Origin of the sequence: Pseudomonas sp. (assembly GCF_035554175.1) — a bacterium.
Lineage (GTDB): Bacteria > Pseudomonadota > Gammaproteobacteria > Pseudomonadales > Pseudomonadaceae > Aquipseudomonas.
The window spans coordinates 28,179-47,888 of the sequence record NZ_DATMIV010000045.1 but is presented as its reverse complement, the minus strand read 5'-3'; the positions used below and the strand labels follow the sequence as shown (position 1 = coordinate 47,888).

Genomic DNA, 19,710 nt, shown 5'->3' with positions numbered 1-19,710 from the left:
GTCATACGCGGAAGTGGCTGACCATCTGCTGCAACTGACCACCCAGGCGCGCCAGTTCAACACTCGACGCTGCCGTCTCATCACTCGCCGCTGCGGTCTGTTCTGACACGTCGCGCACGTTGATGATGCTGCGGCTGATTTCTTCAGCCACGGCGCTCTGCTGCTCGGCAGCGGCGGCGATCTGCTGGTTCATCGACTGGATGTTCGACACCGTGCGGGTGATGTTTTCCAGCGATACGCCGGCCTTGCGCGTCAAGGCGACGCTGCTGTCGGTCAACGCACGGCTGTTGTTCATCACCGCCGAAACTTGCTGGGTGCCGTTCTGCAGGCCGGCGACCAGACCTTCGATTTCCTCGGTGGATTTCTGCGTGCGTTGAGCCAAACCGCGCACCTCATCGGCGACCACGGCAAACCCACGCCCGGCTTCACCGGCACGCGCCGCTTCAATCGCGGCATTGAGCGCCAGCAGGTTGGTCTGTTCGGCGACAGCTTTGATCACATCCATGACGCTGCCGATCTTGTCGCTTTCCTGTTGCAGCACACTCATCGCTTCGGTCGAACGCACCACTTCGCTGGCCAGACGCTCGATCTGCGCAATGGCCTCATTCACTACCTTGTCGCCTTCACGGGCTTCGCCATCCGCCGCAGCGGCGGCTTGCGACGCTTCCTCAGCATTGCGCGCAACTTCCTGCACCGTGGCAGTCATCTCGTGCATGGCGGTGGCGACCTGATCGGTCTCGATTTTCTGGCTGTTCACGCCGGCACTGGTCTGCTCGGTCACGGCCGACAATTCTTCGGCAGCGCTGGCAATCTGCGTGACGCCGTCGCGAATGCCGCTGATCAAGTCACGCAAGGTCACACCCATGCGGGCGATGCCTTGTTGCAGCACGCCGAGTTCGTCGCGGCGGGTGACGGTGACGTTCTGGGTCAGGTCGCCGCTGGCGATGCGCTCGACCACGGCCAGGGTTTCCTGCAACGGACGGGTGATCTGACGGGTGATGAGCACCGCTGCAATCACGCCAACCAGCAGCGCCAGCAACGTGCTGATCAACTGGAAGGTGCGCGCTTGGGCGCTTTCAGCGTCACGGCGATCAAGCTGAATCTGGTACAGCTGCTCGCTCAGGGCGACGATGGTGGTGCCCTGATCGGTCATTTCCTTACGCGCCTGCACGGCATCGGTGTTGGCGTTTTTGTACGCCATCAATGCGCTGCGGTAGCTGGCCAGCGCGGTTTCCAATTGGCGCAAGGCATCCTGCTGCGTCGCGGCAAATTGCGCATTCAATGGCTTGAGGCTGGCGATGGCCGCGTCGATCTGGCCGACGGCTTTCTGCTCGGTATCGGCGTTGCTGGTCGCGGTGTAGCCACGCACTTCATAACGCGCGAGGATGAACGCTTCCTTGGCCGCAGTAACCGCCTGGAACTGCTCGAAACGCTGATCGCTCAACTCCATCTGCTGCACGCGCTGGCTGATCGATTCGATCAGGTTGTACGCGGTCTGAGCGTTGACGCTCATGGTGTCGCGGGCGCTGTTGCCGGTGCGGTAGGCGTTGCGCATTTTGTTCAGCGAGGTCTGGTATTCAGCGATGGTCGCGGCCTGCTGCTTGAGCAGTTTGACGTTCTCCGGACTTTTGAATTTGCTGATCAACGCCTGCTGCTGCGCGGCGAAGCTTTCGAGGGTGGTCTGCACATTCTGCGCGGCGGTTTCGTCACCGTTGGTCAGCATGTACTGCAGGCGCACCACGCGCAGTTTGGTCAGGCCGGCGTTGAGCTGAGTGATGTCGCTCATCCAGTTGCTGCGGTCGATCAGGCCGCCGAGGCTGGTCCAGCCGGTCAGCGCCAGAATGCAGGTCAGGGCCAGCACCAGGCCGAAGCCCAGGCCGAGTTTCATGTTCACGCTGATGTTACCGAACCAGCTATTCATGCAAATCCTCCAGAAACGTTGGGTTTCTTGGTCGTCAGTTAAGCTGGAAGATTGTTGTTCTTTTGAGCCAGCAGGGGTGTTAGCAGGTCTGTATCGGCCGCAAAGGCGAGAGCTGAAAGGATTTTTGTCTGACAGTCCACGAAGCAACGAATCTCAAGGACTTTTTCACATGGGTTTCACTGGCTGCCCACGCGCGCCTCTGTAGTTTCGCCGCATCGAATGACCTGTGATGCAACGTGGCGAGGCGGTTTTTGTGGAATTGAGACTGAGTCTGTTTGGCGTCAAACGCTCGATCGATCTGAGCGGTCTGGCGCGTTTTCGCGATACATGGGTGGTGCTGGCGGCATCGATATTGGTGATCCCGCTGACCCTGTGGTTGCTGGCCCCGAACGCAGTGCCGGACCTGGCCCACGGTAATGTGGCGGGTGCACAAACTCTGGCGACGGGATGGGCCAAGGGCGACATTATCGTGCTGGTACGTCACGTCGAACGTTGCGATCACTCCAAAGCGGCGTGCCTGAGTGGCAATGACGGCATCACCGATCGCTCGCGCAGTGTCGCAGTGGCCGTCGGTGGCCGCTTCGAACAACTCGGCCTGGCTGACGCTGATATCTATAACAGCCCGTCAATGCGCACCGTGCAGACGGCCGGCTATATGTTCAACCATGCCACCAGTGGCGATGACTGGTTGATCAACTGCAGAGGCCGCATGTTGCAGGATGCGCTGGCGCACAAGATCCCCGGGCGTAACCTGATTCTGGTGACCCACAGCGAGTGCATGGCGCAGATTGAAAAAGACCTGAAAGTGCCGGCCTCGAACATGGGGTACGGCGCGTCATTGTTCATTTCCGCCGCCAGCCCGGCTGCACCGAAGATGCTCGGCTTCATTGAAGCCTCCGACTGGCGCACGGTGACTACCCGATGAAATCCCGTTTCTACGCTTACAATCTCGGCATTCCGCTGGTCTGTGCGGTCGTGGTGTTCCTGATGTTCGACATGACCAAAACCGACATCGCCTTCAGCAATCTGCTGTTCGATCCGCTGACCCAAACTTTCCCGATCGACAAAATCCACTTCTTCGAAAAACTCACCCACAAATGGGCGCGGATCATTCCGAACTGGACGGCAGAAATTGCCCTGATCGGCGCGCTGCTGTCGCTGGTCTGGCCATCGCTCAATCCGCACAAACGACCACGACTCGGCGCGTCTTTAGAGCGCAGCAGAGTCGCGCCAGTGCTGCGATTTACCGCAGATCACCGTCGGGATTTTTTCTTTGTCGTGGTCGCCTTTGCGCTCTGTACGGGCGTGATTCACTTTCTCAAATCCCACACCAGCGTCTACTGCCCGATCGAGACCACGTTGTACGGCGGGAAAATGCCTCACGTCGAGTGGTACAGCAATTTCCAACTGTTGCATGAAGCCGGGAGTGGCCGCTGCTGGCCGGGCGGTCATGCGTCGGGCGGTTTCACCATGCTGGCGCTGTATTTCGTGGCGCGTCGTTATCAATGGCGCTTTTCCAGCGCATTGCTGTGGGGCTCGCTGCTGCTCGGTTTTGTCTACGGCACCACGCGGGTCCTACAGGGTTGGCACTACATGTCCCACACGTTCTGGGCCGGTATCTTCGTTTGGCTGACGTGTTTACTGACGGCTCTGGCCTTCTACGGACGCGCACGCCTGGAGCTGCCTGTACTGGGCAAACGCTCACAGAAAGCTTTCAGCACTCAGCCTGAAGTCGCTCTCTGAAAGCGTTCAGAAAAACATGGCTTGACCGTCAGCCCAGGCGCCGCGACCAACGCTGATCCGGCGCCTCGAACCCGGGATTGACCAGCGCCGTCAGCACATGATCCTGCCAACGCCCGGCAATGTTCAGATACGCCCTCGCATACCCCTCGCGCTCAAAACCCAAGCGCTCAAGCAAACGCGCACTGCGCTCATTGCCGGGAATGTAATTGGCCATGATCCGATGCAGATTCTGCACATCGAACATATAACCAATCCCCGCCGCCAGCCCCTCCTGCATCAAGCCCTGCCCCTGATGCGCCTCATCGATGTGATAGCCCAAATAACACGCCTGAAACGCCCCACGAATAATCCCGCTGAAATTGCACGCACCAATCATCTGCTGACCGTCCGCCGACAGCAGCGCGAAATGCATCGCCAGGCCGGCCTCGAAGGCACTGGCCTGGATCTCCAGGCGACGGCGGATGTTGGCGGTGGAGAAGTAATCGGTGGTGCGGATGGGCGACCAAGGGGCGAGGTGGCGCAGGTTGCGCTGGTAGAACGCGCTTTCGAGCTCGGCCTGTTCGGGGGAGAGGACGGCCAGTGTCAGGCGCGGGCAGGGCAGGGATAACAGCGGCATCGAGCGCTCCTTGGCGAGGGATCTGCAGGCAGAGTCGCGCATATGGTGGGGAGCGGCAAGGTTTGGGGAATGAAGGGCGAAAAAAAGCCCGCTAGGAGCGCGGGCGAACCGTAGTTTCTTGAATGAGCGGGGGGATTTTATCGGTTCGCGGGGCGGGGTGCGGTGAAGAAAAATTCATGTCGATTTAGGTGGCGGGATCGTCGAAGCAAATCAGGCGCAAAGACAACCGTTTTTCGTCATTCACCTGCGGGTTGCCCTGCCATCGGTTGCCAGAGCGTGCGAGACGCGTTCCGGCGCTTCACGCTTATGTTGGGTCGCCTGCTGGCAAGGGGGTGTTTTAACCGCTCTTCGCATAGAGATAGGCGAGTATCGGCTTGTTTCTCCTTCGTAAGCGACTCAGTCCCTACTTGATCCCGACTTAGTCCTGACTTGGTCCCGAAAGACGCCCTTTTTCAACGGCGCCCGGAATTACCGATGTGAGCTTGAGATCATGATCAAAGCGATAGGGAGGCACCACACTTGGATTGCCCCTTCTGATTCTGGGTGGTGATGCTGTTATGATGGCCACCACTCAAATCAGCGTTTTTAGAGGGATCTTATGCATTCGTTTTTGGCAAAGACTTTTGGCGGGCTGACCCCCAGCTACTACATCCGGCAGCTTATTTTTGGATCGTTGTTCACGATTCTGATTTTGTCGGTCGCGGCCAATAGCCCATCCGGCCTCATGGGTAAGCCTGGGCTGATTGTGATGTCGGTAATCTGCACGCTGCTGTATCCATACTCTCGGTTCGTATATGAGAGCGTTGTAGGCTACGTGATGGGCGGGAACGTATTCTTCGTCAACGCCATTCTTATGCTAATGGTCAAAGGGTTCACGATGGCGATGTGCTGGTCGTTTGCAATTTTCATTGCACCGGTTGGCCTGGCGTATCTCTACTGGCACAACAGCCGACAGGTTTCTTGAGTGCAGAAGCCCAGCCATCGAGCTGGGCTTTTTTGTGGTCGTGATTCTATTTGTGATGCTGAAGGACGTAGTTCATTGCATCGCATAGGTTTTATGTCCTAAGCCCTGAAGCGTGGGCAGCGTCCTACGGCACTACTGCTAAAAAGGGTAAAAGACGGATATCGGCTGGCTATATAGTGAGCACAGGCATTTGCCACACGCATAGGTATATGCGCGTTTCCGAGATTTATGGTCGGTAGCGTCGGAGGTCGTTGTGGGCTACAGAAGTTCTAGGGCACTAAGGCCTCTAGGGGCAGAACGGACTGCGAGTGTTCTGACCAGATACGCAAATCAACCAATGGCAGTTGATGCTGCCCGTTCAGCGGATGCGAACGAGGCGAACGTTTTTAACGTCGTTACCAGGGCGACGTGGCGGACTGTTGCGGATCAATAGGGATCGCTTGGGACGGACACTTTTTAACATGAGAGTTCCGGGCTGGCAATTAGCAGGTGCTCTGCCTTGGTTAGGAAAGGGTGGCCCAACGAAGGCAGTAGTTGATTGAATGCTCAGCGTTCTATCGGAATCAACTATTCATCTGTGCCGATATCGAGTTTGGGCAGCGCCTTGACGATTTTCTGGGTTTCCAGGCTAACAGTGACCACGCGCTGGAACAGCTCCAGTGGGTACTTAGGGTTACCCATGGTTTCCACGGCCCAGTCGTTGGCGTCGTTGACGATGCCGCTGGCTTTGTCGGTGCGCACGGCTTGGCGCTCCATCACCCAGTCCAGCGCGGCCTTGCCGTTGACCACATAGTCCCATGCCGCCTCAGGGATGCCCTTGAGGGTTATGCGATGGTTGTAGATGACGGTGGTTTTGTCGCCCTTCTTGGCGAACTTCATCTTCTCCACGCGGTAATCAGCGTTGGTGAGCGTGCCCTTGGCTTCGATGGTGAGCGGGTAGGGCTCGACAGTTTCGTAGTTCAGGTGAAGATCAGCCAGGGCGCGGCCAGACTTGCTGAAAGCCCAGAAATCGGCGGCTTTCTTCAAAGCCGGAATGCGCGGTAGATCCTTACTCAGATTGTCAGCAAAACGTTCGTGGTAGTCCGGTGAATGAAGGATGCCGTAGACATAGTAGAACAAGTCTTCCTTGCTGATCTGCTCGCTGGGATATGCTGTTTGAAAGTGAGCCAGACCGGCATCCGTGATGGCATCGCGGCGACGCAGGCCACCTTCAACAGGTTCAGCAAAGAGATCATCTTTCGCGGTCTGGGCGGTTTCGTCGTAGAGATAAAGAGGGAAGCATTGCGCACCGCCATCTGTTTGCTGTTCCAAAATAGAGTTGGTGATCAACGCAAACTGGCCAACACCGTTCCAGCGTTCTTTGAACGTGATTATCAAATTCGGCGCAGACGGAACCGGGAATAGTCTCGGCATCTGCAAGACCATTTCATTCAAGCGTCTGTCGAAATACATCCATTGCTTCGTAAATGGTCTATACGTAGAAACCGTGATCGGCTCGGCATTAAAGTTGAGTGGCTTGCTCTTGATAGCGTCAGTTCGAAGTGATCGTGACCAACTAATAAGCGTGGCATCCTTATCAAGGAAACCGGCAGCCACAGCGTCTCTTGTATGTCGTTCGGATACTGGATGAGTAGCATTAAATCGAGACAACTCGTAGCTATACTTTTCGATCAAACGTTTTACATTGTGAATAAGCGATGCTTTTGAGTAGTTAAAAACCCAAGCATCCCTATTGGTTTGAACCCCCCCAGAATAGTTGTCGAAAATCTTGAGGCCATTGCTTTTCTTGTCCCCGAGAACGATAAACTGATCAAAGCTGCTATCACGCTGCTTCAACCAATCCCCATGCTCGTCGGGGACTACGTGCTGCCAACCTGGAATACCGGCTACGCTGGCATAGCTGACGATCTTCTCCAGCTTTTCTTCGCGGCTGAGATAGTCGCCAATATCGTGAAAATAGATTTGGCCGTGGGTTACCGCTTCGGGGTTCTTGACCAGCAGCGAGATGGCAATTGGGGCACGGCTACCACTACCAAAAATCTTTCCGCCTTCCTTACGTGAGGTTTCGCCACTGGTACGCTGGTTGCCACGTAGGTGGAACACATAGAGGCTGGAGAACTCATCCACCAAGCACTTGCGTAGGCCATCTGCAGTATTGGCTTCTACGAAGCCTGCGTTGGTAACGAATCCAATGATGCCGGCATCGCCGATACGATCACTGGCCCAGCGAATGGAGCGGATATAGCTGTCATAGAGCGCGTTCTTGTTGTTCGCGTTTGAACGAGCAGCATAGGTTGTTCGAATGCGCTCATCCAAGCTTGGATAAGGGACATTAGCGTTGTTAGCGTTGGCGTCACCTTGGCCGACTGAATACGGCGGATTGCCCACAATCACGCGTATATCCAAATCCTTCTGCCGCTTACGCCGGGCGCTGTTGTCCTCTAACAGCGCATCTACCAAATCGTCCTTCTCATACATCTGGAAGGTATCGGTCAGGCAGATGCCTTCAAACGGAGCGTACTCGTCGATTACTTCGCCGTGGTAGGCCGCTTCGATATTAATGGCAGCAATGTAGTAGGCTAGTAGTACCAGCTCGTTAGCGTGGATCTCGTGCCGGTATTTGTGCGGCAACTCTTCCGGCTTGATCAGACCAGATTGGATCAGGCGGGTGATGAAAGTGCCTGTGCCCGTGAAGGGATCGATGATGTGAACGCCCTTGCTGCCCAGTGTCTGGCCGAACTCCTGTTGGAGTAGGTGGTTGACGCTGTGAAGGATGAAGTCCACCACTTCGACCGGCGTATAAACAATTCCCAAGCGCTCGGTCATTTTGGGGAAGGCGTTGCGGAAGAACTTGTCGTACAGCTCGACAATGATCTTCTGCTTGCCTTGGGCGTTGTCGATACCGGCAGCACGCTGACGCACGCTGGCGTAGAACTTCTCTAGGGTATCGGCTTCCTTGGCCAGGTGATGTTCATGAAGCGCGTCCAGCACGCCCTGCATAGCTTTGGACATGGGGTTGTGACTGGCAAAGCTGTATTCATCGAACAATGCATCGAACACTGGCTTGGTTACCAGATGCTGAGCAAGCATTTCGACGATCTCGCCATCGCTGATGCTGTCGTTGAGATCATCGCGCAGCTCAGCGGCGAAGGCCTCGAAAGTCGCTCTCTCCTGGGTATATTCAGGGTTCTCTAAAATTCCCTGGATACGGTCGATATGGGTGCGGGCGATCTTGGCGATATCGTTGGCCCAGTCTTCCCAGTGGTGGCGGTTGCCGCACTTGGAGACGATCTTGGCGTAGATGGCCTTCTCTATTTCCCCCACCTCATAGGCCAGCTCGGCCTGCTGGGTCATCTGGCCTTCGACATCGTACTTAGCGCGTTTCTCACCAATGCCGTATTGGCCTTTGCCAGCCTGGCCGTTGCTCGTTGCGCTGTTTTTCTTGGTCTTTTTGTCGGCCTTGTCGGTGATGGCGATGACTTCCATCTTGCGCGGGTCAGAGCCGATCAGGTCGAGCTTGTTGACCATGGCGTCGAAGCTGTCGTCGTGCGAGCGCAGGGCCTGAAGCACCTGCCAGACAACTTTGTAGGTCTGGTTGTCATTGAGCGCTTCGTGGGGCTCCATGCCGGCCGGAATGACCACGGGCAGCACCACATAGCCACGCTTCTTACCCGGTGCGTTGCGCATTACCCTGCCAACGGATTGCACCACGTCGACTTGGGAATTACGCGGGGTGAGGAAGAGAACGGCGTCCAGCGCTGGTACGTCCACACCTTCAGACAGGCAGCGTACGTTGCTGAGGATGCGGCAGGTATTGGCTGGCGGTTCTTCTTTGAGCCAGTTGAGCTTGGCTTCTTTGGCACTAGCATTCATGCCGCCATCGACGTGTGCGGCTTCGCAGATGATGCGTGAGTCTTCATCGATATTTTCGGAGTCTTGATAAGCTTCCACCACCGACTGGAACATGCTGGCGATGTTGATCGAGCTAACCTTGTGCTTGGTGCCCTTGTAGTTGGGCGAGATGACCTGGCAGAAAGCTACAGCGCGTCTCATGGGCTGATCATCACCCACCAAGTTTTCGGCCAATCCCTGCTTGGCCAGTGCCTTCCAGCAACCGACTATTTTGGCGGCGTCGTCTACTTTGAGCTGGTTGTTCTCGTCCTTCAGCATTTCCTGAAGGCGGCGGCTGATGGTGCTTTCCTCGACGGTGAGTACCAGCACCTTGTAATCGGTGAGCAGGCCCCGCTGAACGGCCTCGGAGAAGTTGATGACGAACAGCTCTTTGCCGTAGAGCGCTTCGTCGTCCATGGAGCACAGGGTGACTTCGCCGGACTCGGCCTTGAGCTTGGCGTTGTCACCGTAAATGCGCGGCGTGGCGGTCATGTACAGACGTTTGGTGGCGCGGATGTAGTCGGCATCATGAACGCGCACAAAGTTGCTTTCGTCATCGTCGCCAAAGGTGGCACCCGTGGTGCGGTGCGCTTCGTCGCAGATCACCAGATCGAAAGCGGCCAAGCCATGATCAGCCTGGGCGCGGCTGATCACATCGATGGAGTGATAGGTGGAGAACACCACGCTCATGTGTTCGGCATCGTGACGCTTGAGCATTTCTGCCGCGAGGCGATCTGCCTTGGTAGTGGCCGGGTATCGCAGTTCATGGGTGAACACCTGAACCGCGTCATCCTCTGCTTTTCGCTTCTTGCCTACGTCACTGTCGGAGCAGACGGCAAAGCTGTGGAGCGGGGTGGCGCTTTCCTGCGTCCATTCGGTAAGGGTCTGCGATAGCAGCGACAGACTAGGCACCAGGAACAGTACACGCTTACCCTTGCCGGCCTGCTGCTCGGCAATTTTCAGGCTGGTGAAGGTCTTGCCGGTGCCGCATGCCATGATCAGCTTGCCGCGTTCGGCGTCCTTGAGGCCAGCGGCCACGGCATTCAACGCGGTTTGCTGGTGCTCGCGCAGCTGCTTTTTGGCCTTGAGCGCGACTGCCTGATTGGGCTGGTACTTGGCCCAGTCTATCTGGCTGTCTTCCAAGGCTTGCAGGTCGATTTTACTGACCGGAGGCTGCTGGCCCTGCAGCGCGTCCTCGGCGTGCTCACTCCAATTGTTGGTTGTGGCGACTATGACGCGGTGCGAGAACGGCGCTTTGCCCGAGGCGGTGAAGAAACTGTCTATGTCCTTCTTCTGGACTTTGTAGTCCTCGGCGTACAGCTTGCACTGGATGGCGTGGTACTCGCCGGTGCCCTGTGTACGAGCCACTAAATCAATGCCCGCATCCTTGCCACTGAGGCTTTGTTCCTTCGCCCACTCCGCATACGTCCATACGTTGTCGTAAAGGTCGCGGTAGGTGGCTTCGTTGCGTAGATAGGTGCAAATCAGCTCTTCGAAGTAAGTACCTTTTTCGCGTTCGGTGACAGAAGCGCTGCGGTAGGTATTCAGCAAAGCTGATAAGGCTGACATCGGTAGGAATTCCTTTTGGACTGCGTCTGGCGCATTACAGGCGCCAAATCGGCGCAGTTTAGCAATTCGGGCAGTGATGGTGCTAAGGGCTAATGCTTGTAGTGATCTTTTGGGGCGGGTTGAGTCCACGACCGGGCATTCAGTTTTTTATCGAGTCCAGATAATCGGCCCAGGTTTGCCTCATTTCATGGCATCTCGGCAAGAAGGTGGTTCGATCAAAGGCACTTCCAAGCGATTTTTTACCGGGTGAGCGCTGATGAACCAGTAGGTAAGAGCGAAGCTCTAGCACCTCACCTCCAACGGTTATCGCTGCCGCACGAAAGTCATGCCCCGTCATTTGCTCGACGCTGCAGTCCATGCAACGCGATGCGCTAAGTAAGGCGTCGCTGGACGTGGGCCGCCGCCTCCGCGTGCCGAGGCTAAGGCGTTATAAATGTTAGTGGTTCAGCTCGCCCAGATTCGCGATTGCTTGCTGGCTGAGGGGAGTTACAGGATACGGGTGATTCTGAGGCGCTTAACGATATCTTCGGTGCCGAATGAACGACGACCAATTGCAACTCCTCACCGACATCGCGCGGGGCATCAGTCGTCAGTAAGATGTGATGGCGCAGGTAAACAATCATTCGATTGATCAAGTGATGCGCGGCCTCTTTCCCAAGCGCGTTCTCGACACTGTGCTGGACGCCATGACTGACCACGAAAAGCTTTCGCTTGAAGTGTTGGATAACGAGACGAAGAGCTTGGCGTTTGCGCTAGTGATTTTTGAAGATGCTTAAAACGGTAGCTACCCTCGATGATATTCATACGGGCGGTGTCTGAAGCAGGCGGTAAATTAAGGAGCAACAGTGGCTATTCCGGATTTTCAAAGTGTGATGCGCCCTGTCTTGAGCACCGTACAGAACGGTGCGGCGCTGCCGCTAAATGAGTTGCGCGAGCGTGTAGCCGATCAGTTTCAGCTGACCGAGGACGAACGCAAGGAGCGCCTGCCTTCCGGTTATCAGACGGTGATCAACAATCGAGTGGGCTGGGCTCGTACCTATTTGAATAAAGCTGGGCTGCTTTGCATTCCGACCAAGGGCATGGTGCAAATTACCCCGCGTGGCCTTGACGCCTTGGCCAATGGCCCGCAGCGCATCACGGTTAGCTGGCTGAAGCAGTATCCCGAATTCGCAGAATTCCATACTGCCAAAGCGCAAGCAGATGATGTCCCCGCTGTGCTGAACGTTGGTGTTGCCGAAACCACTCCAGACGAGCAACTAGCAGAGGCGCATCAGGCACTGGTGCAGTCTTTGGCAGATGAGCTGCTGACGCAAGTTAGGCTGGCCAGCCCTAGCTTCTTTGAACAGTTGGTCGTCGATCTCATGATCGCCATGGGATATGGCGGCTCGCGCAAAGAGGCTGGTAAGGCGACCCAAGCGACCAATGATGACGGCATTGACGGCATCATCAAAGAAGACAAGCTAGGCCTTGATGTGATTTATCTGCAGGCCAAGCGCTGGGCCAACACTGTTCATCGCCCCGAAATCGACAAGTTTATAGGCGCCCTGACTCGACAGCGTGCACGAAAGGGCGTGTTTATTACCACCTCGGACTTTTCTGAAGGAGCTCGCACAGCAGCGCTCGGGCTGGATATCAAAGTGGTATTGATCGACGGTGTTGAACTGGCGCGCCTGATGGTAGAAAACAACCTGGGCGTGAGCATCAAGCAAGTTTACGAAGTGAAGCAACTCGACAGTGACTACTTCGCGGGCGAATGACTTGCAACGTCGCTGGCAGGGGCAGTCAACGTGCGTGACATTTTTCAAGGCTAGGGCCCTGCTTAACGTGGCCTGCTACAGCTCCTATCCCAATTGATAGCGAAGGCTTGCCGACGTTCAACAATCGCTCATGTCAGTGAAACGTTTTGGGCGAGCGATTGAGCCAGTCTTTCCACGAAGGATTGCTTTTGCACTTTCAGAAGCTAAGTCTAGTGCTTGTGGGCTAGCGGCATAGACAGCCTCCACCTGCCGGTTACGTGAGAGCCTTTTGATTCTCATCATCTCTGAAAAATCGAGGTCGTATGCATGCGGGTGTTCGTTAATCATGGCGAGACTACCCATCAGGCTGTTGCGGCAAAGTTGGGTTAAGGCTAACACGGTCATTCGAGGTATTGAGCTCTCGCGCTAGCTAGAACCCTAACTCATCGAGTCATTTTTCCTCGGCTCGGGCTTGGTCGCTATTGTCACCGCTGAATACTTATCGGCTGTTGGTTGCTTGGCCGTCTCCTTGATTGCACCAAATCACAGGCACAAAAAAAAGACGCCCTAAGGCGTCTTCTTCATCGAGTTGGTGGAGCCGGGGGGATTTGAACCCCCGTCCGCCAGTACTCCGCTGTCGGTACTACATGCGTAGCCGTGTCTATTAAGTTAACCCTCAGCGACCCGACGGGCAGGGTGCTTTGGGCGAGTTGTGTAAGTTTTAGCCGCTTCGTCCACAACGTACTGCACGGCGATTCTGTTCTATATGACAATCATTTCGGGTTTACAGACATCCCCTGATGATTGCTGGACCCGAAGGTACCAGGAGCATTGTCAGCTGCAATTAAGCAGCGAGAGCAACACCGTATTGGTCGTCATTGGCAACTATAAGTAGTTGCAACAGTGGATTTACGACTTCTGTTACCAAGTCGGCATGCACCTAGAGTTTCGCAACCGGCGTCGAATCCTAAACGGCCCCGAACTCATTGCCCGGTGAATCTGTTCGGGCAACAAGCGTGTGCAGTGTACGTCAATCTGCCGACGAGGCCAACCCGCAGGTTGGCCCGTCAGCATGGATCAGTTGTTGGTGCCGGTGGCTTTTTGGAGTTCCAGGATTGTCTGCTGGGTTTCCGCAACGCAATTGTCGATTTGGCCTTTGCTCTTCAGGTCATGTGCTCTGGTCAGAGTGGAATCAGCCTTTTGGCTCAGCTCTGGCTTCGCTGACAGCTGACCCTTCATGTTCTCGATGGTTTTAACATTGGCATCGCACAGATCGGCAGGCTTGTCTGCGGCGAACGAAGTGGAGGCCATCATCGAGGCAGTAACGAACAGACCTAACAGTACAGAACGCTTCATGTGTATCTCCTTGAACTGAGGGATCCAGGCTTCGCTGACCGCTGCGCGAGCCACCGAATGGAGGAAAAGCCCCGATTGGTCGAGGCCTGTTCTGTGGATTGCCGTCTCGCTCAAGAGTTCTATTTTTCTTCAGACGACTTTTGCCCTCGTCACCCGATCCACCAGATAAACCAGCCCGTGGTAGTCGATTCCACCGTGCTGAGTCAGGCCGATCTCACAGGTGCGGCTGGTGGAAATCCCCTCGCTGCAGTGCTGCACGGCATCTTTAAGCGTACGCAGTGAGTGGCTGTTCAACTCCGGTGTGGTGAAGCCTTTATCGCCGGCAAATCCGCAGCAATGTATGCCTTCCGGGATCACCACGGTGTTGCTGCACCTGCGCGCCAGATCGATCAGCGCCTGACTTTCACCCAGGTGCTGAGTGCTGCAGGTCACGTGCACGGCAATCGGCGCGTCCTGTGGGGTGAATTCCAGGCGATCCATCAGATGCGTACGGATGAAGCGCACCGGATCGTACAGATCCAGTCGCGATTCGCCGAGGTCCTGAACCAGTCGCAACGTACACGGACTGGTATCGCAGTAGATCGGATCGAGGCCGCCGCGACTGGCGTGGAGCAGGGCGCTGATCAGTTCCTGGCGCTTGTGCTCGGCTTGTTCGGCGTAGCCTTTGGAGGCGAACGGCTGGCCGCAGCAGAGGTTGTCCTGATTGTCGGGAAAGACTACTTGATAACCGGCCTTTTCCAGCAGGCCACGGGTTTTTTCGTACAACGACATCTGTTCTTTGTCGCCCGCCGCCGGGCCCATGACCCGCGACACGCAGGCCGCCAGATAGACCACGCGCGGGCGCTCGTCCGACACGCTCGGGCTGAAGCGAATGGCTTTTTCCGGTTGTGGCATGGCGTTGGTCCATAGCGGCACCTGGCCTTTGGACAAGCGCGTCAGCGTCGCCGACAACTTCGCCAGACGCGGCGCACCGAGCATCATCCGCGCGCCGTTGGCGACGTGCAGAGTGAAGCGCGCGCCTTGCAGGGTCTTGGCGAAATTTCCTTCAATCCAGTCAGCGGTTTTCTGGTGCGTGGCGTTTCGGCCACGGAGCTTTTTCACCAGCTCTCCGGTGTTGATGCCTACAGGGCAGCGTTGCGCGCACAGACCGGTCGCGGCGCAGGTGTCGATGCCTTGGTAGTCGTAGGCTTTTTCCAGTTCGGTGGTGTCGATGCCGGCGCGTTTTTTCGCCTGGATATCACGCCAGATCACGATGCGCTGGCGCGGGCTCAGGGTCAGGCCTTTCGACGGGCAGACCGGTTCGCAGAAACCGCACTCGATGCACTTATCCACAATCTCATCGGCCGCTGGCAGCGGTTTGAGGTGCTTGAGGTGAATCTGCGGATCTTCGCTGAGCACCACGTCCGGATTGAGAATGCCGTTGGGGTCGAGCAGGCGTTTGAGCTGCCACATCAGTTGATAGGCGTCGCTGCCCCATTCCAGCTCCACGAACGGCGCCATGTTGCGCCCGGTGCCGTGTTCGGCCTTCAGCGAGCCGCCGAATTCCACTGCGACCAGTTGCGCGACGTCGTCCATGAATGCTTGGTAGCGTGCGATTTCTTCCGGGCTGTTGAAGCCTTGGGTGAAGACGAAGTGCAGATTGCCTTCCAGTGCGTGTCCGAAAAGGATCGCTTCTTCGTAGGCATGTTTGTCGAACAGTTCGATCAGGCGATTGACGCCGATCGCCAGTTGTTCGACCGGAAAGGTCACGTCTTCGATGATGACTGTGGTGCCGGTTTGGCGTACGGCGCCGACGGCAGGGAAGGTGTCCTTGCGGATGGCCCAGAGTCGGGCGTTTTCCACTGGGTCCTCAGTGAAGTCGACCTGCTTCTCAACGGGAAAATCGCGCAGCGACGCCATGATCTGCGCCAATTGTTCCTGCAGCAATGTCGACGAGGCCGCGCGGGATTCGATCAGCAGCGCGCAGGCATTTTCCGACAGCCGCTGTACGAAAGCGGGCATGCCTCTTTTGTCCTGCACCGAGCGCAGACTGCGTCGGTCGAGCAGTTCCACTGCGGACACCGGTTGGCTTTTCAGCACGGTGACCGCGTTGCAGCAGGTTTCCACATCGGGGAACACGATAAGCGCCGAGGCCTTGTTCGGGTGATCGATGACGGTGTCGTAGGTCACCGCGCTGATAAAGCCGAGCGTGCCCTCGGAGCCGACCAGCAGGTGGCTCAAGATATCCACAGGGTCGTCGAAATCCACCAGGGCATTGAGCGACAGGCCGGTGGTATTTTTCAGGCGGTATTTATGGCGAATTCTTGCGGCCAGTTCGGCATTGGCGCGGGTCTCGCGACCCAATGTCGCGAGTCGTTCGAGCAGTTCGCCGTGGCTTGAGCGAAACGCTGCGACGCTGGCAGGGTCTTCGGTATCGAGTCGTGTGCCATCGGCCAGCACCAGGCGAATCCCGGCCAGCGTGTGGTAGGTGTTTTGCGCAGTGCCGCAGCACATGCCGCTGGCGTTATTGGCGACGATGCCGCCGATCTTGCAGGCGTTGATCGACGCCGGATCCGGGCCGATTTTTCGTCCGAACGGTGCCAGCCAGGCGTTGGCCTGTGCGCCGATCACGCCCGGTTGCAGGCGGATCTGCGTGCCCTGGCCGCGAATCTCGCGGGCGTTCCAGTTATCCCCAAGCACGATCAGCACCGAATCGCTGATCGCCTGGCCGGACAGGCTGGTGCCGGCGGCGCGGAACGTCACCGGCACGTGGTCGCGTTGGGCCAGTTGCAACAGCGCTACCACTTCGTCCTCGGATTCTACGCGGATCACCAGTTTCGGGATCAGTCGATAGAAACTGGCGTCGGTGCCAAAGGCTAGGGTCGACAGCGGATCGTCGAAGCGCCGGTCTGCCGGAATCAATTGCTCGGCATCACGCAGGAAAGCGGCTGGAAGACTCATTGATCCTCCAGAATCAGCACCACAAGATCTTTCGGGCCATGCGCGCCATACGCCAGCACCTGTTCAATATCGGCGGTTTTTGACGGGCCGGAGACCAGCAGCGCGTTGGTCGGCATGCCTTGCGCCCATTCGAATTCCTGTTGCACCTGATAAAAGTTATCGCGAATTTCGCTGGCCTTGAGCAGGGCGAAATGCACCGGTGGCACCAGGCTCATCAAGCGTGGCTCTTCACGGGTCGGCCAGATAATCAGGCTGCCGGTGGCGGCGATGGCGCCAAGGGTGCCGGTAAGGCTGGCCGGGGTGTCGTTGAACAGCTCGGCTTTCCACTCTTCCATCGGCCGGTCGTAGGATTTCAGTGCTGGCAGCTCGGGATTATTCGCCCAGTGCTGTGTGATGCGTTGCCCATGCGGTGTAGTCGGTGCGATAAGCAGGCTCGGCAACTGGCGGTCACGCAGCAGTTGCGCAAGCAGCGCAGGCCACTCAGCGCCAGACGTCAGATGAATTTCGGTATGCACCGCTTCCATCAGTTTGCGCAGTTGCGGGATGCGTTGCTCGGCGCTGTAGGTGTAGGGCTGCGTTACCAGATCGACGTCGAAGTCGTCGGCAATCGGTGTGGTGCCCGTCAGACTTTTCCGCAGTTTGCCGAGGATGTTTTGCTTGGCGCTCATCGACGCTCTCCCTGTTTGCCCAGATGCTCGCGGGCCATGTCATGCAACGAACGCGCGGCCGGTTTTGGGGCGCTGTGATTTTGCGTCCACGGGCCGACATTGCTGGGTGTGAGGGCACGCAGGCGCGTGGCGAAATAAGCAAAGATTCTGTACAGCCTCGGCGAGCTGTTGAGCCTGGCCCAGGCGTTCCAGATAAAACGCTCCTTGCGCGAATATTTGCTGCCCTGACCGCGCATCACTTGATGTGGACTGTCAGGGGCTTTGACGTTCTCTTCGCGCAGGCGGCGTAGAATTGCGGGGATCGGAATCTTCACCGGGCAGACTTCACCGCAGGCGCCGCACAGCGATGACGCGCTCGGGTGATCCGGGACCTTGGCCAGGCCGACCATGTGCGGCGTGATGATTTTGCCGATCGGCCCCGGGTAGACCTCGCCATAGGTGTGGCCGCCGACGCGGGTGTACACCGGGCAATGATTCATGCAGGCGCCGCAGCGAATGCAGTTGAGAGTCTGGCGCAACTCGCTGTCGGCGAAGGCCTGGCTGCGACCGTTGTCGAGCAGCACCAGATGCACTTCCTGCGGGCCGTCGAGTTCATGTTCCTTGCGCGGGCCGGAGATCATGTTGACGTAGGTGGTGATCGGAATGCCCAGCGCCGAGCGCGTCAGCAGTGACAGCAGCGGCACCACGTCGCGCAGGTTTTCCACGACTTTTTCGATGCCGGTCACGGCGATATGCACCGGTGGCACGGTGGTGGTCATGCGCCCGTTGCCTTCGTTTTCCACCAGCAGCAGGGTGCCGGTTTCGGCCACGGCGAAGTTGACGCCGGAGACGCCGATGTCGGCTTCGAAGAATTTCTGCCGCAGGACCCTGCGACCGATCTGAATGAGTTGGTCAACGTCCTTGGTGTATTCCACGCCAAGTTTGTCGTGGAACAAGGACGCGACCTGACCGGCATTCTTGTGGATCGCCGGCATAATGATGTGTGAAGGCTTTTCGTGGTCGAGCTGGACGATGTATTCCCCCATGTCGGACTCCAGACATTCAATGTCCCGAGCCTCGAGGAAATGGTTCATCTCCATCTCTTCGCTGACCATCGATTTGCCCTTGATCACTTGCCGCGCCTCGTGAGCGCGGATGATCGACAGGACGATGCCATTGGCCTCGTCCACCGTTTCCGCCCAGTGCACTGTCACACCGTTGCGGGTCAGGTTCTGTTCCAGTTGCTCGAGCAGGTCGGGCAACTTGGACAGCGCGCGGGCCTTGATCGAATTGCCCAGTGCGCGCAGGTGTTCTCTTTCGTGGGCATCGCTGAAAGCCGCTGCCCGCTTGGTCATCAGTGAATCCATGGCAGTGCGGAAGTTGTTCCGCAGCTGCTGATCACCCAAGGCATTGTGTGCCCGGGTGCGGAAATCTTCTTCTACGGCGACCGTAGGAATAATCGTCGAGGTGCTCATTGCGCACCTCCGGTTCGCTGCCAGAGGAAGCTCGCCAGGTGTTGGCCGCGCAACACTTCCTGCTGTTTCTCCAGCGCACCGTTGATGTTCATCAAACACCCGCAGTCGGCACTCAGTACCTTGTGCGCGCCGGATTCCTTCAGCGCACGGGTCTTGTCAGCCACCATCGCGCCGGAAATGTCTGGCATACGGACGCTGAATGTCCCACCAAAGCCACAGCATTCGCTTTCGTGGTCGTGATTGACCCGCTCCACGTTGCTCAACTGCGCCAACAGCTCGCGGCCGTGCAGGTGGGTGTTCATTTCGCGGCGTGCCGAACACGAGGTGTGCAGCGCGACTTTCACCGGTGCGCCGCTGTCCTTGAGCTGCACCTTGCAGACGAACAGCAGAAACTCGGCCAGTTCATAAGTGCGAGCCGCAAGGGCCTGCACCTGTTTCAACGTTTCCGGCTCGTCCTTGAACAAGTCGGCGTAATGCTCGCGCAGCATGCCGGCGCAGGAACCTGATGGCACCACTACCGGAAAATCCCCGGCAAACAGCGCCAGTTGCGAGCGCGCTACCGTCCGCGCCTGCTCGGTATAACCCGAGGTGTAGGCAGGTTGACCGCAGCAACTCTGCCCTTGCGGATACTCGACCCGGATCCCTTCGCGCTCCAGCAAGTGAATCGCGTCCATTCCGGCTTCGGGGTAGAACAGATCGACCACACAGGTGCCGAACAGGTAGACTCGCGACGGTTTTTCGCTGGGGTATTGCCGAGGTTCGCGCAGTGGCGGTGCCACGCGGGTCGCGTTCGGCACAGCGTTGTAAAAAAGCTCGCTCATCAGGCGTGTCTCCGGGTGGGCCCGGTTATCC

At 57.3% G+C, this 19,710-nt stretch carries 12 protein-coding genes, 1 other RNA gene and 2 pseudogenes; 5 read left to right on the top strand and 10 right to left on the bottom strand.

Going from position 1 to position 19,710, the window contains the following annotated elements:
- Nucleotide 1: 1 nt before the first annotated feature.
- Nucleotides 2–865: a methyl-accepting chemotaxis protein gene (locus tag VNV36_RS25845; RefSeq protein ID WP_408005131.1), complete on the bottom strand. Its 864-nt coding sequence runs from the start codon at nucleotides 863–865 to the stop codon at nucleotides 2–4.
- Nucleotides 860–1,786, bottom strand: a pseudogene (locus tag VNV36_RS25840) (methyl-accepting chemotaxis protein); the annotation flags it as partial. The gene VNV36_RS25845 and the pseudogene VNV36_RS25840, both read right to left, overlap by 6 nt.
- Before the next feature lie 388 nt (nucleotides 1,787–2,174).
- Here VNV36_RS25840 and pmrG point away from each other — a divergent pair.
- Nucleotides 2,175–2,846: a lipopolysaccharide core heptose(II)-phosphate phosphatase PmrG gene (gene pmrG, locus VNV36_RS19760; RefSeq protein WP_325719684.1), complete on the top strand. Its 672-nt coding sequence runs from the start codon at nucleotides 2,175–2,177 to the stop codon at nucleotides 2,844–2,846.
- Complete coding sequence (locus VNV36_RS19755; protein WP_325719682.1) at nucleotides 2,843–3,664, top strand: phosphatase PAP2 family protein; 822 nt, start codon at nucleotides 2,843–2,845, stop codon at nucleotides 3,662–3,664. Before pmrG ends, VNV36_RS19755 begins: the two co-directional genes overlap by 4 nt.
- 28 nt (nucleotides 3,665–3,692) lie before the next feature.
- Here the strand turns inward: VNV36_RS19755 and VNV36_RS19750 are convergent, their stop codons facing one another.
- Entirely contained in the window at nucleotides 3,693–4,280 is a 588-nt protein-coding gene (locus VNV36_RS19750) for a GNAT family N-acetyltransferase (RefSeq protein WP_325719680.1), read from the bottom strand.
- A 598-nt stretch (nucleotides 4,281–4,878) separates the two neighbouring features.
- Here VNV36_RS19750 and VNV36_RS19745 point away from each other — a divergent pair.
- Nucleotides 4,879–5,244 carry a hypothetical protein gene (locus VNV36_RS19745; protein WP_130910737.1) on the top strand — a complete coding sequence of 122 codons (366 nt, stop codon included), beginning with the start codon at nucleotides 4,879–4,881 and terminating at the stop codon, nucleotides 5,242–5,244.
- 567 nt (nucleotides 5,245–5,811) lie between these two features.
- Here the strand turns inward: VNV36_RS19745 and VNV36_RS19740 are convergent.
- Complete coding sequence (locus tag VNV36_RS19740) at nucleotides 5,812–10,704, bottom strand: DEAD/DEAH box helicase (protein WP_325719677.1); 4,893 nt, start codon at nucleotides 10,702–10,704, stop codon at nucleotides 5,812–5,814.
- Nucleotides 10,705–11,211: 507 nt separating this feature from the next.
- Here VNV36_RS19740 and VNV36_RS19735 point away from each other — a divergent pair.
- Both VNV36_RS19735 and VNV36_RS19730 read left to right on the top strand, forming a co-directional pair.
- A pseudogene (locus tag VNV36_RS19735) lies at nucleotides 11,212–11,523 on the top strand (hypothetical protein); the annotation flags it as partial.
- Between the two features lie 26 nt (nucleotides 11,524–11,549).
- Entirely contained in the window at nucleotides 11,550–12,461 is a 912-nt protein-coding gene (locus VNV36_RS19730) for a restriction endonuclease (RefSeq protein WP_123418249.1), read from the top strand.
- A 569-nt stretch (nucleotides 12,462–13,030) separates the two neighbouring features.
- Here VNV36_RS19730 and ssrA read toward each other — a convergent pair.
- The 6 genes from ssrA to VNV36_RS19700 all read right to left on the bottom strand — a co-directional run bounded on the left by ssrA (nucleotide 13,031) and on the right by VNV36_RS19700 (nucleotide 19,679).
- Nucleotides 13,031–13,419: a transfer-messenger RNA gene (gene ssrA, locus VNV36_RS19725) on the bottom strand.
- A 98-nt stretch (nucleotides 13,420–13,517) separates the two neighbouring features.
- The gene (locus VNV36_RS19720) at nucleotides 13,518–13,796 is read right to left on the bottom strand and encodes a hypothetical protein (protein ID WP_325719673.1); all 279 of its coding nucleotides are present in this window, start codon (nucleotides 13,794–13,796) and stop codon (nucleotides 13,518–13,520) included.
- Nucleotides 13,797–13,925: 129 nt separating this feature from the next.
- Entirely contained in the window at nucleotides 13,926–16,736 is a 2,811-nt protein-coding gene (locus VNV36_RS19715) for an FAD-binding and (Fe-S)-binding domain-containing protein (RefSeq protein WP_325719671.1), read from the bottom strand.
- Nucleotides 16,733–17,404: a LutC/YkgG family protein gene (locus VNV36_RS19710; RefSeq protein ID WP_325719669.1), complete on the bottom strand. Its 672-nt coding sequence runs from the start codon at nucleotides 17,402–17,404 to the stop codon at nucleotides 16,733–16,735. The genes VNV36_RS19715 and VNV36_RS19710 overlap by 4 nt, the downstream gene beginning before the upstream one ends.
- Nucleotides 17,401–18,858 (bottom strand): LutB/LldF family L-lactate oxidation iron-sulfur protein, encoded by a 1,458-nt coding sequence (locus VNV36_RS19705; RefSeq protein WP_325719667.1) that lies wholly within the window; start codon nucleotides 18,856–18,858, stop codon nucleotides 17,401–17,403. Before VNV36_RS19705 ends, VNV36_RS19710 begins: the two co-directional genes overlap by 4 nt.
- Nucleotides 18,855–19,679: a (Fe-S)-binding protein gene (locus tag VNV36_RS19700; RefSeq protein WP_325719665.1), complete on the bottom strand. Its 825-nt coding sequence runs from the start codon at nucleotides 19,677–19,679 to the stop codon at nucleotides 18,855–18,857. The genes VNV36_RS19705 and VNV36_RS19700 overlap by 4 nt, the downstream gene beginning before the upstream one ends.
- Nucleotides 19,680–19,710 lie beyond the last annotated feature (31 nt).